At 35.3% G+C, this 14,698-nt stretch carries 15 protein-coding genes; 12 read left to right on the top strand and 3 right to left on the bottom strand.

Annotation, left to right across the window (positions count from 1 at the left end; all coding sequences use genetic code 11):
- Positions 1–19: 19 nt before the first annotated feature.
- Positions 20–655, bottom strand: a complete 636-nt coding sequence (locus PXD56_RS02220; RefSeq protein WP_276491727.1) for a chloramphenicol acetyltransferase — start codon at positions 653–655, stop codon at positions 20–22.
- Between the two features lie 154 nt (positions 656–809).
- On the opposite strand from PXD56_RS02220, the gene PXD56_RS02215 reads away from it, so the two are divergent.
- Entirely contained in the window at positions 810–1,013 is a 204-nt protein-coding gene (locus PXD56_RS02215) for a CDGSH iron-sulfur domain-containing protein (RefSeq protein WP_276491726.1), read from the top strand.
- A gap of 187 nt (positions 1,014–1,200) precedes the next feature.
- Here PXD56_RS02215 and PXD56_RS02210 read toward each other — a convergent pair whose 3' ends face one another.
- Positions 1,201–3,789, bottom strand: coding sequence for a cyclic nucleotide-binding domain-containing protein (locus tag PXD56_RS02210; protein ID WP_276491725.1), 2,589 nt, complete (start codon positions 3,787–3,789; stop codon positions 1,201–1,203).
- A 202-nt stretch (positions 3,790–3,991) separates the two neighbouring features.
- On the opposite strand from PXD56_RS02210, the gene PXD56_RS02205 reads away from it, so the two are divergent.
- From PXD56_RS02205 to PXD56_RS02165, 9 genes are all read left to right on the top strand, one after another.
- Entirely contained in the window at positions 3,992–7,147 is a 3,156-nt protein-coding gene (locus tag PXD56_RS02205; RefSeq protein ID WP_276491724.1) for a WD40/YVTN/BNR-like repeat-containing protein, read from the top strand.
- Positions 7,148–7,151: 4 nt separating this feature from the next.
- Positions 7,152–7,724 (top strand): pentapeptide repeat-containing protein, encoded by a 573-nt coding sequence (locus PXD56_RS02200; RefSeq protein WP_276491723.1) that lies wholly within the window; start codon positions 7,152–7,154, stop codon positions 7,722–7,724.
- 11 nt (positions 7,725–7,735) lie between these two features.
- Entirely contained in the window at positions 7,736–7,927 is a 192-nt protein-coding gene (locus PXD56_RS02195) for a DUF4177 domain-containing protein (protein ID WP_276491722.1), read from the top strand.
- 3 nt (positions 7,928–7,930) lie between these two features.
- Positions 7,931–8,149 (top strand): DUF6500 family protein, encoded by a 219-nt coding sequence (locus tag PXD56_RS02190; RefSeq protein ID WP_276491721.1) that lies wholly within the window; start codon positions 7,931–7,933, stop codon positions 8,147–8,149.
- Positions 8,150–8,157: 8 nt separating this feature from the next.
- Positions 8,158–8,715 (top strand): hypothetical protein, encoded by a 558-nt coding sequence (locus PXD56_RS02185; protein WP_276491720.1) that lies wholly within the window; start codon positions 8,158–8,160, stop codon positions 8,713–8,715.
- A 145-nt stretch (positions 8,716–8,860) separates the two neighbouring features.
- Positions 8,861–9,370: an outer membrane beta-barrel protein gene (locus tag PXD56_RS02180; RefSeq protein WP_276491719.1), complete on the top strand. Its 510-nt coding sequence runs from the start codon at positions 8,861–8,863 to the stop codon at positions 9,368–9,370.
- A gap of 93 nt (positions 9,371–9,463) precedes the next feature.
- Positions 9,464–9,844, top strand: a complete 381-nt coding sequence (locus tag PXD56_RS02175; RefSeq protein ID WP_276491718.1) for a VOC family protein — start codon at positions 9,464–9,466, stop codon at positions 9,842–9,844.
- A gap of 51 nt (positions 9,845–9,895) precedes the next feature.
- Positions 9,896–10,387, top strand: coding sequence for a DUF6265 family protein (locus tag PXD56_RS02170; RefSeq protein ID WP_276491717.1), 492 nt, complete (start codon positions 9,896–9,898; stop codon positions 10,385–10,387).
- Positions 10,388–10,738 (top strand): hypothetical protein, encoded by a 351-nt coding sequence (locus PXD56_RS02165; protein WP_276491716.1) that lies wholly within the window; start codon positions 10,388–10,390, stop codon positions 10,736–10,738.
- Between the two features lie 217 nt (positions 10,739–10,955).
- On the opposite strand, the gene PXD56_RS02160 is transcribed toward PXD56_RS02165, so the two are convergent.
- Positions 10,956–11,420, bottom strand: a complete 465-nt coding sequence (locus PXD56_RS02160) for a CBS domain-containing protein (protein WP_276491715.1) — start codon at positions 11,418–11,420, stop codon at positions 10,956–10,958.
- Between the two features lie 120 nt (positions 11,421–11,540).
- Here PXD56_RS02160 and PXD56_RS02155 point away from each other — a divergent pair, with 120 nt between their 5' ends.
- Both PXD56_RS02155 and PXD56_RS02150 read left to right on the top strand, forming a co-directional pair.
- Complete coding sequence (locus PXD56_RS02155; RefSeq protein ID WP_276491714.1) at positions 11,541–13,823, top strand: M28 family peptidase; 2,283 nt, start codon at positions 11,541–11,543, stop codon at positions 13,821–13,823.
- Positions 13,816–14,622, top strand: a complete 807-nt coding sequence (locus PXD56_RS02150) for an SDR family oxidoreductase (protein ID WP_276491713.1) — start codon at positions 13,816–13,818, stop codon at positions 14,620–14,622. The genes PXD56_RS02155 and PXD56_RS02150 overlap by 8 nt, the downstream gene beginning before the upstream one ends.
- Positions 14,623–14,698 lie beyond the last annotated feature (76 nt).

Here is a 14,698-nt window from a genome sequence, read left to right as displayed (position 1 = left end):
ATTACTCACTTCCCCAAAATTAAGCTTCCCCATCTAAAGACATAAGCCTTTGAAATTCTTTAACGAACAAACCAACTTCATAACCATCCATTAAGGCATGATGTACATGTATAGAAACCGGCATAGTTCTATTCTCTCCTTCACCGGTCATTTTACCAAACGAAATCTTAGGGCAACTATCGGCGAACTCAAAATGTCTTGCATGAGAAACAGAGGTAAAATCTAACCACGGCATACTAGAACAATGTAATACGTTTAAGCCACATTCAGGTAATTCTAATCCTGTTGACCCCTTAACTTCTGCGATTACTTTATTAGCTGCCTCTTTAAAATCACTGAAAGATTCTTTGTACTCCACATAGGAAAAGCCGAAGCTCCCGTTATCCCTGCCAATAGTAGGTGATGCATGAACCTCATCATACTCAAACACTTTACCATCTTCAATTCTATACTTAAATGGGGTAATGCTATTCGCAGCTTTTAAAGTTCTATACAAGTAAACCAAGAAAAATGAATTGTTAGAGGCTTTGGCATAATCATAAGCTTTAGAGCAATTTACCTTTACGGTAACACCATGAAAAGGCTCGCTGAATTTTGAAAAAAACTTAAAATGTCCAGCTCTATTCCATTCCTCAATGTTTAATTCTTTTTTCATTTATTTCTTGACCTTGTTTATAAATTTCAATCCCTTTCTTTCAGCAATAAATATACGACCTCAAATTTCAATTTAAAATTGTAATAACTTGTGCTTTCCAAATAAAAGGATGTTATTTCACTTTTAATAGATTATTATAATACATAAAAATACCATGGAAGAAAACAAAGACCAATGCATTACAGACATTATTGTAGCCAATAACGGTCCCCTAAAAATTAAAGGAAACTTACAGGTTCAATTGGCATCTGGAGAAATTGTCACTAAAGAAGGTACTACAGGGTTTTGTCGTTGTGGTGTTTCTGAAAACAAACCATTTTGTGATGGATCGCACCGAAAAATAGAATGGAAAGGATAGAAAATACGCTATAACATATGCTCTGATTTCAACATTGGTCACAGCCAATTAAAGTCACCATAATATGAATCATTTTATAGTAAAGAACAATAATTTAATATTACCCAATACAGAAGTGTAGGGTCAACATGCTTTCAATTATAAAATTCGCATGTGGCAATTGAAAATAAGCACACCAGTATTCATACTACACCTGTTGTTCTAACTCAAGGCTATCTGCTGCTTGTAATGCTTTCTTAATAGCAGTGCTCCACAGTGCATAGCCTTGTTTGTTTAAATGTAATCCGTCAGAAAGGTATAATTCTGGTATCGGTCTATTATCCGTAGTAATCATTTGTGCAAATACATTAATATATTGAGCATTCAGTTCTGTAATAAAGTACTTGGACAGCATTAGATTAGTCTCCATGATTAGCGGAATTAAAGCTTCACGTTCTACACTAGGTTTTAAACTGATCAGCGCAAGCTCTACCCCCGGATATTTATTCTGTATCAAACCCACCAGTTCCATACACCCAGAAAGGACTTCTTGTGGGGTTTTACCATCGTTTAAATCATTTTCACCAGCATACAAAACGATTTTAGAAGGATTAGCTTCTTTAAAAATCTCGTCGAAGTAATGAATACACCAAGCAAAGGTAGAACCACCAAAACCAAGGTTTACCACATTGAACGGCTTTAAATCTCGCTTCATATTTACCCACAACCGTACAGATGAACTACCATAAAAGGCAATTAAATTTTCTTGCGTTGGCAATTTTGCTATACGCCTTTTTAGTCGTTTAATCTCATTACACCATATTGCAGGTGGCTCTTCTAAACTGTCAGCACCAGATGATGATATATTTAATTGCTCTGCCCTATCTATGGCCTCTTGAACATAAGAAGTGTATTCTTTTTGGTATTCTTCCATAAACGTATACAAATCTTCATTGCTTTTAGAAGGCACCTTATCACTCAACAAAAATGGTTCTTTAATAGCGCAATAATATAATGACTTACCTATTCTGTGATCAAAATTGACCATGACCACAGGCACTATATACAGTTCTGGAACGGTATTCAATGCTAATTTAAATGCTCCCATTTTAAATGGTCCCGGAGATTCATCTGTTCTATATGACGTACCTTCTGGACTAATGATCAAATTATACTTCTGTTGTAGATTTTTAGAGGCTTCACTGTAAAAGATACTTCTTGCCTCTTTTTTACTATCGGCAGTGGCTTGTTCAGACTCTTTCGTATATACATTTATGTACCCAAGATTATCATAGTAATTCTGATGTCCATATTCTTGACCCTGCCCAATTCTAACCGTTCTAATACCTGGTTCTCCATATTTTTTATATAGCACCATAGCACTTAAAAAATGAGAATCTAAGGTAATCTGAAAGTTATTGTTCAGTGTATAATGGGTGTCGTTGATCAAATGGTTATAGATGAAAATGTTACCTGTATCCTCCGGTAAATTTTCCCAACCCTCAATAATATATGGCACTTTTTTAAAGACTTTTAACGTCAATTCTGCACAAACTTTTCTGTTTTGCTTTGGATCTTCACTATTCTTTTCTGCTACGTTTTCATAGATATGTTGTAATCCACTGACGAAATCATGTTCCTTTTGATCTTCACCCAATAATTCTAAACTTAGAGAAGCTAAATGGCGTTCTAGAGCAGTACCCTTCTTTACCAAAGTTGATAGAGCATCATAAGCAAAATGCTTGGTCGTGGTACTTTTTAAAAGATGAGGAACCTGATGTAATGGTGATGACACCAATAACCGAGATTTATTATTCTTAATCAGTTGATAAACAGCCTGTAAATTATGCTTGCCCAATAACCCAACGTAACGTACAAAGGCCGCGTTTAGCTGATTGCCCATCAACCAAAGTAAACGCTGATAAAACTGACCTTCAAAAGCATCATCTTTTTGAAACAGTTTCATAAGGTCACATTCAGGAATAAAATAAGCTGATGTTTTTGTATTTGTAATAGCAGAGCAAATATCTTTCTTCTTTAATAGACATGACCACCCAAAGACAAAACCAGAATTTTTTATAGATCGTTGTTTGATCTCGATCGTATTCTCTATTCGCTTAATGGTAACCTCTCCATGTATTAGTATAAACAAACCATTACTTGAACCATCTTGCACATAAAGCACTTCATCTGGCTCATACTCTCTACGCTCTGCCAAAGCGGCCAAAGACATTAAACTTTTCTCCTCAAAATAATCTAGAAATGGCGATCGGCGCATTAGAGAAACAATTTCTTCTTGTTCCGCTACCGGAGATATAAAAAACTGACGGTCTTCAACAAAAGGCTGAAATCTTACAGGACTCAGTAATTCTGTCTGCTTTAATAAAGCTGTTTGCAGCACACAATAAAGTTTTGCCCCAATATTCTTTAATAAGATGTTTTTATGCCCTTTACGCAAATACGTATCAAGTTCTTGAAAAGGTATTTCAAAAAAAGATGCTTTAGGTGATGCTACCGTAGCCTTATACGTAAATCTTTTTGGGGTATTAAATCCGTTTAAGCCTATAGTGGAATATGGTTCAGAATTTTGACACACCAAAATATCACTATCAGGATTTTCTAATGAAATATAATAATTGACACTCCCTTCTAAAAGCCATCTAAAGGTTACTACCTTTTTATGAATGTAGCTGATTGCATACCCTTTTTGATAGGTTTTGATTTTCCCGTTAGGAAAATATGTTTTCAATTTTTCAGTAGTAATCTCCTGCTTTAAAAGTCTAGTTTCATGTATCATGCGCCTTCTAACTTAACTAGATAAAAGCAAAAAAAGAAGCCGCAGGTTCATTAAAACAAATTTGTCATTTTATGAATTTCATATTGTCCAAAACCGTAAAATTAACCCCTCTAAAATTAGAATAATCAAATTCAAATTCTAGACTATCTTTTTACCTAAGCTTTTGTTATCTTTCCTTACTCAACAACTAACAGACCACTTCATGAAAATTATTAGACTTGTGCTAGCATTGATAATGCTTGCACCTTTAACGCTACAATCTCAACGTAGAAAAAATAAAACAACCTCTCCTGAAATTATTTTAAAAGACTCACTTTTCACCGGACTAAAATGGCGAAATATTGGTCCGTTCAGAGGCGGGCGTAGTGTTGCGTCAACTGGGGTACTTGGACAACCAATGGTGTACTATATGGGTACTGTTGGTGGTGGAATTTGGAAAACTACGGATGACGGAATTACATGGAAAAATATATCTGACGGATTCTTAAAAACGGCTACCGTAGGTGCAATCTCTGTTTCTGAAAGCAACCCAAATATCGTAATAGCGGGTATGGGGGAACATGCTGCTCGTGGTGTTATGACATCAATGGGCGACGGCGTATACAAGTCTACCGATGCAGGAAAAACATGGAAACACATGGGGCTCGATAAAACCAGACATATTTCTGATATTATTATTGACCCAACCAATCCCAATATTATTTTCGTTTCTGCTCAAGGAGCACAATACGGTCCTTCTTCCCAAAGAGGTATTTATAAGTCTACCGATGGTGGCGAGACTTGGAAAAATGTATTGTTCGTTGATACCATTACCGGTGCTTCTGCCCTATCCATGGATATGACAAACCCAACAATTTTATATGCAGCTATGTGGCAGCATAGACGTTTTCCATGGACTATAGAATCTGGCGGGGAAAATTCTGGCATTTATAAATCTACCGACAGTGGTGAAACCTGGAAGCAATTGACCGATGGTTTACCTAAAGAAATGGGCAAGGCAGGCATATCTGTTTCAAGAGCAAATCCAGAAAGGGTATTTGCCGTAATTGAAGCCGAAGGGGAAAAAGGCGGAGTGTACCGTTCTGACGATGCCGGTAAAAAATGGAAACTCATTAGCAAAGACCGTATTAATATTACGCGTTCCTGGTACTACATGGAAATATTTGCAGATACCCAGAATGAAGATATCGTTTATGTACTTAACGCCCCTGTGACAAAATCTATTGATGGCGGTAAGTCTTTTACTCCATTACCAACACCACATGGCGATAATCATGATTTATGGATAGACCCTTTGAACAACCAGCGTATGATAAATTCTAACGATGGTGGATCTAATGTATCTAACAACGGTGGCAAAAGCTGGAGTACACAACAGAACCAAAATACCGCACAGTTCTATAGGGTAATTACCGATAATTTAGTGCCATACAACGTTTATGGTGGACAGCAAGATAACTCTACAGTTGCCATAGCCTCTAGAACCAACGATGCTGGTATAGATTGGAAAGATTGGTATGCGGTTGCAGGAGGTGAGAGTGCCTTTTTAGCTTTTGACCCAGACAACCCAAAATTAATATATGGAGGAACTTACCAAGGTAATATTGATAAATGGGATGCAGAAACAAAAGAATCCAAATCAATAAAAGAATACCCGGAACTTGGTTTAAGTATATCTCCAGAAAATGCAAAATACCGTTATAACTGGAATGCACCGATCATAACATCGCCGCACGACAGAAAAACTATTTACCACGGTGGCAATGTAGTTTTCAAATCTACTGATGAAGGTCATAGTTGGACAGTTATAAGTCCTGATTTAACCAAAGATGAAAAAGATAAACACGGTCTTGGCGGCGGTCCGTTCACCAATGAAGCAGCAGGTGGTGAAATTTACAATACGTTAACCTACTTAACCGAATCTCCACATGAAGAAGGCGTTATTTGGTCTGGTAGTGATGACGGTTTAGTACATGTAACTAAAGACGGCGGAGCAAATTGGGCAAATGTTACACCCACAGGTGCAAAAGAAGGTATTATAAACAGTATTGAAGTTTCCCCTCATGACCCTGCAACTGCTTATATTGTATTGATGCGTTATAAGTCTATGGATTTCGCCAATTACATCTATAAAACCACTGACTATGGATCTACTTGGACAAAAATCACCAACGGTATTACAGGTGACAATACCTTTACCAGAGTAGTTCGTGCAGATAAAAAGGTAAAAGGATTGTTATACGCAGGTACAGAAACGGGTTTATATGTTTCTTTAGACGATGGATTACACTGGCAACCTTTACAATTAAACTTACCGCTTACCCCTATCAATGATCTAACCATTCAAGACAATGACCTAGTAGCGGCAACAGCAGGTCGTGCATTTTGGATTTTAGATGACTTAGCTGCTTTACAGAATGCGACCACACCAAAACAGTCTTTGAATATTTTCAAACCAAAAGACACCTATTTATTTATTGGTGGATTTAGCGAAAAACCGGTTTCCGGATTGGGCAGCAACCCAAAAAGTGGTATTACGTTCGATTATTATTTAAGCGAAGCGCAAGACAGCACCGAATTGAAATTAGAAGTCTTAAAAGACGGGAAAGTTTTACGAACAGTTACCAACCAAAAAGACAAGAAGTTTAAATCATGGCCAGGCGGACCATCAAAACCAGCAATTCTAGCTTCAAAAAAAGGATATAATCGTTTTACCTGGGATTTTAAAAGAGATCCGCTACCAGCAGTGAACAAAGTTTTTGTGCTTGGCGGTTTAAATGGTTCTACCGTTGGTCCTGGAGATTATATATTAAGACTTAGTTTAGGTGAACAGACTGCTGAAACAACAGCAACCATTTTACCACACCCAAAGGTAAAAGCTAGCATGGCAGATTACACAGAGCAACAAAATATGATGCAAAACATAGAAGCTACCGTAGTAGAAATACACAACGCAGTAAATGATATGCAATCGGCAAAAGCTCAATTAAAACAGTATGGTAAATTACTTGCAGATAATGAGAAAGCAGCAGCGCTACTAACTCAGGCCGATTCTTTGACAAAACGTATTACTGCTTGGGAAGAAAACTTAATACAGCCAAAACAGAAAACTTTTCAAGATGTCATTAATTTTGAGAATAAACTAAATGCTCAATTATTGAATTTAAGAGGTTACATAAATGCTGCAGAACCTAAAATTACCGCAGGTGCCAAAGAACGTTTTACAGATTTACTTGCAACTTGGAAAAGTATTAAAACAGAGCATAATGCCATCATAAATACAGAAATGAAAGCATACAATGCTACATTTCAAAGTTTGAATATCCCTGCTATTATATTACCAAAAAGTCAAAACTAAATAATTGGAAAAACTTATATTAGATCAAACTTTTAAGGAAGAAAACTATACCGCTACCAGATTACCTAGAGCGGAGTATGAAAATTGCATTTTTGAAGGCTGCGATTTTTCTAAAGGATATTTAGATAGCCAAACTTTTCTAGAATGTGAGTTTATAGACTGTAATCTGAGCAATGCCAATATTGTAAATACCACCTTTAAAGAAGTGACATTTTCGCATTGCAAACTTATGGGGCTAGCATTCCACACATGCAATAGTTTTTTAATGAATTTCTCTTTTGTTGACTGTAATTTAAATTTTTCCGTTTTCACAGATTTAAAATTAATAGGTCAACTTTTTAAGGCTTGTAAGCTTGAAGAGGCAGATTTTAGTGATTGTGATTTAAGTACCGCCAAATTTATGGACTGTAATTTACAACGCACCGTCTTTTCAAGAACAAACTTGCAAAAGGCAGATTTCAGCACTGCATCTAACTTTAGTATAGATCCAGAAAACAATACAATTAAAGGCGCTATCTTTTCTAGAGATACGCTCGAAGGATTATTACATAAATACAAATTGAAAATTTTAGAATAAATTCAGAAACTATGTACGAATATCAATATGTGAAATTAGCCTTAGGAGGTATATTTAACACTAGCCCAAAATCAGACTACAAAAAAATTATTGATGCCAAAGCCAAAGAAGGATGGCGATTTGTTCAAATTTTTGCACCTGGCACATCTACTTATGGCTCTGCATCTTATTTTGAATTAATATTCGAAAAAAAAGTAGAGTAGAAAATGAACAAAGAAATAAAATCAAAAATCATTGAAGTCTGTGATGCAAAAATAGCTGCCAAAGGAGAAAATGTAGGGCTATCGTTCTACGCTTTCTTTAAAAACAAGAATGACAATCCAGAACTTTTAATGGAAGTAGCCCAATGGTGGATTTTAGAACATAAACTAGATCATTTTGAAAAAGCTGTGAAGATTAAAGAGATGGTTAACTCAATGAACTAAAAACATAGATGAAAAACAAAGCTCTTATCTTATTCTTAATAGTTATAGTAACTAGTTGCAGCACTCAAAACCATAGTCAAAAAAACGTTATAACTAATTATTACAAGGCTTTTGACACTGGTGAATTCAACAAAATAAAAGAAGTTATTCATGATAGCCTTACCAAAATTTCAGGTGATTATGTAATGCCTTTTGATAAAAACAGTTTTTATGAATTTTATAAATGGGATTCAATTTTTAAACCGTCTTATGAGGTACTAGAATTGACTGAGGATGGTGATGATATCATTGCCACCATAACACAGAAAAATCTTCGTAATGCCTTTTTAAAAAACAACCCTTTAAAACTGAATGTCAAAATTTCATTTACCGCGGGTAAAATCACAAAACTTGAAGAGTTAGATTATATTGATGTGAATTGGGATACATGGAACCAACGTAAAGATTCTCTGGTTAGTTTTGTTAAAATAAAGCATCCAAAGCTAGATGGGTTTGTAAACGACATGACAATGAAAGGTGCTATTAATTATTTAAAAGCGATTGAGTTGTATCGTAAATGGGAATAGATATGCAAATGAAAATTGCTACTTCTTGTTTAATTAGATAATCAATACACATTAACACTTATTATATTTAATTATCTTTCGCACATATTTACACTTAAATATCAAAACAACAATTATTAACTGATTATTAGTCAAAACGTTAACCATGAAAAAAATCACTTTATTAGTAGCATTATTTACTATTGGGTTTACTTACGCCCAATCACCATTAGAAGAAGGAGCATTACAAGCAAATGCAGGAGTTGGATTCTCAGGATGGGGGGTACCAATCTACGCAGGTTTAGAATATGGTGTAGCACCGAATATCTCTGTTGGAGGCGAATTATCTTATCAAAATTATAACCACGGTAGTGGTTTAGGTAGTGACTTCAAGAGTTCTATATTTGGTATTACAGGAAATGGTAACTATCATTTCAATGAGGTATTTGAAATTCCAAGTCAGTGGGATTTGTATGCAGGAGCTAATTTAACTTACTATAGCTGGTCTACTAAAATTGATGGAACTACCGTTGATTATGGTGGTGCCGATAGTTTTGGAATAGGTCTGCAAGTTGGTGGCCGCTATTTCTTCGATGACAACTTTGCAATCAACCTTCAAGTTGGTGGTGGTAATGTTGTAAGTGGAGGTAGAATAGGAATCACGTATAAGTTATAAAAACACTTTTTACAATAACACAGGGGTGGCTTACAAATATGTAAGCCACCCTTTTTCTTTTTATTATATTGAACTTTTTAAGTTTAAAACCCAATGAACAAAGTACACCACACCGCCATAATTTGCTCTAATTACGAGGTTTCAAAGCAATTCTACTTAGATGTATTGAGCTTAGAAATTATTCGTGAAGTTTATCGAGAAGAACGAAAATCTTACAAGTTAGATTTGGCTTTGAACGGCGATTATGTCATTGAACTGTTCTCTTTCCCAAATCCGCCAGAGCGACCGTCTAGACCAGAAGCATGTGGCTTACGCCATTTAGCTTTTGAAGTAGATGATTTGGAAAAAACTATTGCCCATTGTAAAAAACATCAAGTTATAGCGGAACCTATAAGGGTAGACGAGTTTACCAATAAACGATTTACTTTTATTGCAGACCCAGATGATCTACCCATAGAGTTTTACGAAAAATAAGCCAACCCGTTTGTAAACGTTTAATTTGTATCTTGTTACAAATATGAACTCATGAAACTATTACTGCTCTTCTTTCTTTCAACAACTTATTTTTTACAAGCACAAAACACTATACCATTTGAAGAAGGTATGATGAGTCCTGCCGCAACAATAAACGATATAGAATGGTTAGCAGGTCATTGGAAGGGAGAAGCCTTTGGCGGAATTTCGGAGGAAATTTGGAGTCCACCCGCAGATGGTTCTATGATGTTCTCGTTTAGATTATTGGATAAAGGCGAAGTCAGTTTTTATGAATTTGGTCATTTGATTGAAAAGGATGCCACTTTAATTCTTCAATTAAAACATTTTGACGGCAATTTAAGCGGTTGGGAAGAAAAAGATGAAAACATAGATTTTAAGCTTGTAAAAATTGAAGGAAACAGATTTTATTTTGATGATTTTACCATTGAACGTGTTTCTGACAAGGAAATAAATATGTACGTGGAGGTTAGTGAAGAAGAAGGAACATCAAATGAAATAACATTTAATTACCACAGACAATAGATGGAAAGAGAATGTTTAGAATGTGGTAATAAGGTCATGGGTCGTATAGACAAAAAGTTCTGTAATGATCAATGCCGTAATACTTACAATAATAAAGTAAACCCTGCCAGCAAAAATCTTATTAGAAATATTAATAATAAGCTTCGCAAAAACTACCGTATTCTTGACAGTTATAAATTAAAGGACGGCAAGACAAAAACCACCAGAATGCGATTAATTGATAAAGGTTTTGACTTTGACTTTATTACCAATCTCTACACTACAAAAAAAGGAACCACCTATTATTTTCTATATGATTTAGGCTATCTACCCTTAGATAATGACTTCTATATGATTGTCAAGCGAGAGTAGTTGGCTGTTGGCTGTTGGCTGTTGGCTGTTGGCTGTTGGCTGTTGGCTGTTGGCTGTTGGCTGTTGGCTGTTGGCTGTTGGAATATAAACTTTATAAAAAAAGTCTCCTTAAAAGGAGACTTTTTTTACAGGTGTACTTCTTACTTTGTACTTCTTACTTTGTACTTCTTACTTTGTACTTTTTACTTAATACTTTTAACTCTACACTTCAAAAAAATTATTTCCAATTCTGACCACTCAGCTTTAAAGCTGCGATTACTATATCTTTTCTACTAATCTGCCCTACTAAAATATCATTCTTCATCACCGGTAATCTTCTTCTATTATGTTGGGCAAAAATACCTGCAGCATCAAATATTGAAATATCATGAGGAATAGTTTCCACTGATTTCGTCATAAAATTTTCTACACTTTTATCTAATATAGGCTGATTAAAATAGCGACTTTCAGAAATCTGCTTCATGCAATCTGCTTCAGAAATGATGCCTACCAGAAACCCGTTGGTGTCCAAAACAGGCCCACCAGAAATTTTATGTTTAGCAAATTTCTCCATTACGTCTAAAATTGAATCATCTGGCGAAAAAGTGATTAACTTAGTAGTCATATAATCAGCGACCAAAATTGGGGCTTCAAATTCTTTTTTAAATACTTTTCTAACGCCTTGAAAGCTTTTGATTCCCATGATAGTTTATTTAAAGGTTGATTACTAAAGATACTAAATTAAATGAGAATTGCTAATAATATTCGATGTATACCATTTAATACTCAGTATTTTAGGACTTTTCAAAAGAATATCATAATTATGAAGAAAACACCGACCTTACTCACATTACTTCTAATCATTCTTGCTACCTATTGGAGCTTTAGAGTTTTATTACCCCAATATCATGAAGGCGAAGCTTTGGCAGAAACTGAATTTTCTACTGACAGAGCTTTAAAACATGTAAAAGAAATATCAAAAGAACCACATGGTGTTGGGTTTCCGGCACATACCACTGTTAGAAATTATATTACTGCAGAGCTTCAAAAATTAGGTCTAGAAACCTCTTTACAAGAAGGCTACACCGCTGGCGATTGGGGAAATTTGAGCAAGGCAGAAAATATACTAGCACGTATTAAAGGAAGCCAACCAGGTAAAGCATTGTTACTATTAAGTCATTATGATAGTAACCCGCATTCTTCTTTAGGTGCTAGTGATGCAGGTAGTGGCGTAGCTACCATTTTAGAGGGCGTAAGGGCTTTCTTGAAAACCAATACCACACCCAAAAACGATATCATTATTCTTATCTCTGACGCCGAAGAATTAGGGCTAAACGGTGCAGATCTTTTTGTTGACAAACATGAATGGTTAAAAGATGTTGGCTTGGTCCTAAATTTTGAAGCTCGTGGAAGCGGAGGTCCAAGTTATATGCTGATGGAGACCAACAGAGGAAATAGTAAGTTGATATCAGAATTCATTGCCGCAAATCCTGAATTTCCTGTAGCCAATTCACTTGCCTATAGTATTTATAAGATGCTACCTAACGATACTGATCTAACCGTATTCAGGGAAGATGGCGATGTAGAGGGCTTCAATTTTGCTTTTATCGATGATCATTTTGATTACCACACTCAAATAGATAATTACGAGCGATTAGATAGAAATACACTGGCACACCAAGGAAGTTATTTAATGCCTTTATTAAGCCATTTCAGTAATTCAGACATCTCCAATTTAAAGAGTTTGGATGATAACGTTTATTTCAATGTTCCTTTCTTTAAAATGATCTCTTATCCTTTTAGTTGGATCATGCCAATGTTAGGTATTGCAATTCTTGTTTTTATAGTACTATTAATATCCGGATTCAGAAAAAAGGTGCTGAACGGAAAAGACATTTTAAAAGGATTTATTCCGGTACTCTTTACGTTAGTGGTGAATGGTATTGTGGGCTTCTACAGCTGGCAGTTTTTAAAATGGGTCTACCCGGCATATAATGATATTCTGCATGGGTTTACCTATAATGGTCATGCCTATATCTTTGCATTTACGTTATTTTCTTTGGGTACCTGTTTCTACGCATATTACAGGTTTAGAGTCATAAAAACTGCAAATTTGCTAGTAACACCGTTTATTATCTGGATAATTATCTGCGGTTTGGTAGCAGTATATTTAAAAGGAGCCGCCTTTTTCATTATACCATTATATAGCTTCCTAGTTGCCTTTTATGTACATATCAACCAGAAAAATCCCGATGCTTTTTTACTGGTATTCTTAGGTATACCCGCAGTATTTATTTTTGCTCCGTTCGTACAAATGTTTCCGGTTGGGCTAGGTCTTAAAATGATGGTAGCTTCTACCCTATTGACCACGCTAATTTTCTTTTTACTACTTCCGTTAGTAACAAAATATAGAAAAAAAGGCGCCTTGGCTTTTCTAAGTTTCTTGTTATTTGCCGGTTATATGGTATCTGCACATATGCATTCTAGTTTTACTAAAGAACGCCCAAAACCAACTAGCTTATTATACGTTTTAGATACCGATGAAAATACGGCAAAATGGGCTACCTACGAGCATGAATTATCTGATTGGACCTCACAATATATTACCAAAAAATCAGCAGATAGTATTCTCAGTAAAAAGACCATTAGCAGTAAATACGGTTCTAATTTTACGTTTACAAATGAAGCTCCTTTAAAAAAGGTACCAAAACCTACAATTGAAATTCAATTGGATACAGTGATTAATTCGGTCCGTTCTGTACGTTTATGCATCACTCCCAATAGATCTGTAAATCGTTTAGAGGTATTCACCAATAAAGTTGATATTTTAAAGGCAGATGTAAACGGTATTGAATTATCGGAGCATTTTCTTAAAATTAGAAACGGCGGCAAACTAATTACCAATTACATCAGTGACAGAAACTATACCGATATTACCCTTGAGCTACCACAAGATCAAGAATTAGAACTTACGATATACGAAGCTTCTAATGATTTACTAGAAAACGGATTGTTCTCCATACCACAGCGAAGAGAAGACCAAATACCAATGCCATTTGTCTTGAACGATGCTATATTAACCATACAAAAAGTAAAATTTGACTAAAAAAATAGGCGTAATTGGTTGTGGTTGGCTAGGATTGCCATTAGCGGAGAGTTTACTTGCCGAGGGTTATAATGTCAACGGAACATCAACTTCAGAAGATAAATTAGCGGTCTTAAAGGAAAAGGGAATCCGTCCGTTTCAAATTTCATTATCAGAAAATAAAATCAATGGCGATATAGATACCTTTCTAGAATCGCTCTCTGTTCTTGTTATTAATGTTCCACCTAAATTAAGAGGAAAGGGACCCAAAGAAAGCTATTTTGAAAAAATTAAATTACTGTATAACGCTGTCAAAAAATCTACAGTAAGAAATATCATTTTTGCTAGTAGTACGGCAGTATATGGTGATGCAAAAGGACAGGTCGATGAGAATACGAAGACTATACCAACGACCGAATCTGGTAAACAATTACTACAATGCGAAGACCTTTTAAAAAACGATAAAGAGTTAAACACGACTATTATTCGCTTTGGCGGATTAATTGGTCCAAATAGACACCCGGTTACAATGCTATCCGGCAGAGAAAACCTTAGCGGCGGAGACGCTCCGGTCAATTTAATTCATTTAGATGATTGTATTGGTATCATCAAAAAAATCATTGAACTGGACTATTATAATGATGTCTTAAATGCCGTTTATCCTGAGCATCCAACGAAAAAAGAATATTATACTGAACAAGCCATTAAAAGAGGTATTACACCACCACAATACACCTCAACAGGTCAAAATCTTAAATTAATTACATTTTGTAGTATTTTTCTTATTAACGAGTATATCTTTCATACAGACATTAAATGAGCTTACACAACACCTAGTGACATTTTCGCAACAAATAGCCAAAAACAACGTTAATATATTGTTGTATACCAGCTAC

This window comes from Maribacter zhoushanensis, assembly GCF_029350975.1.
Taxonomy (GTDB): Bacteria; Bacteroidota; Bacteroidia; order Flavobacteriales; family Flavobacteriaceae; genus Maribacter; species Maribacter zhoushanensis.
This window is presented reverse-complemented; position numbering and strand designations above follow the sequence as displayed.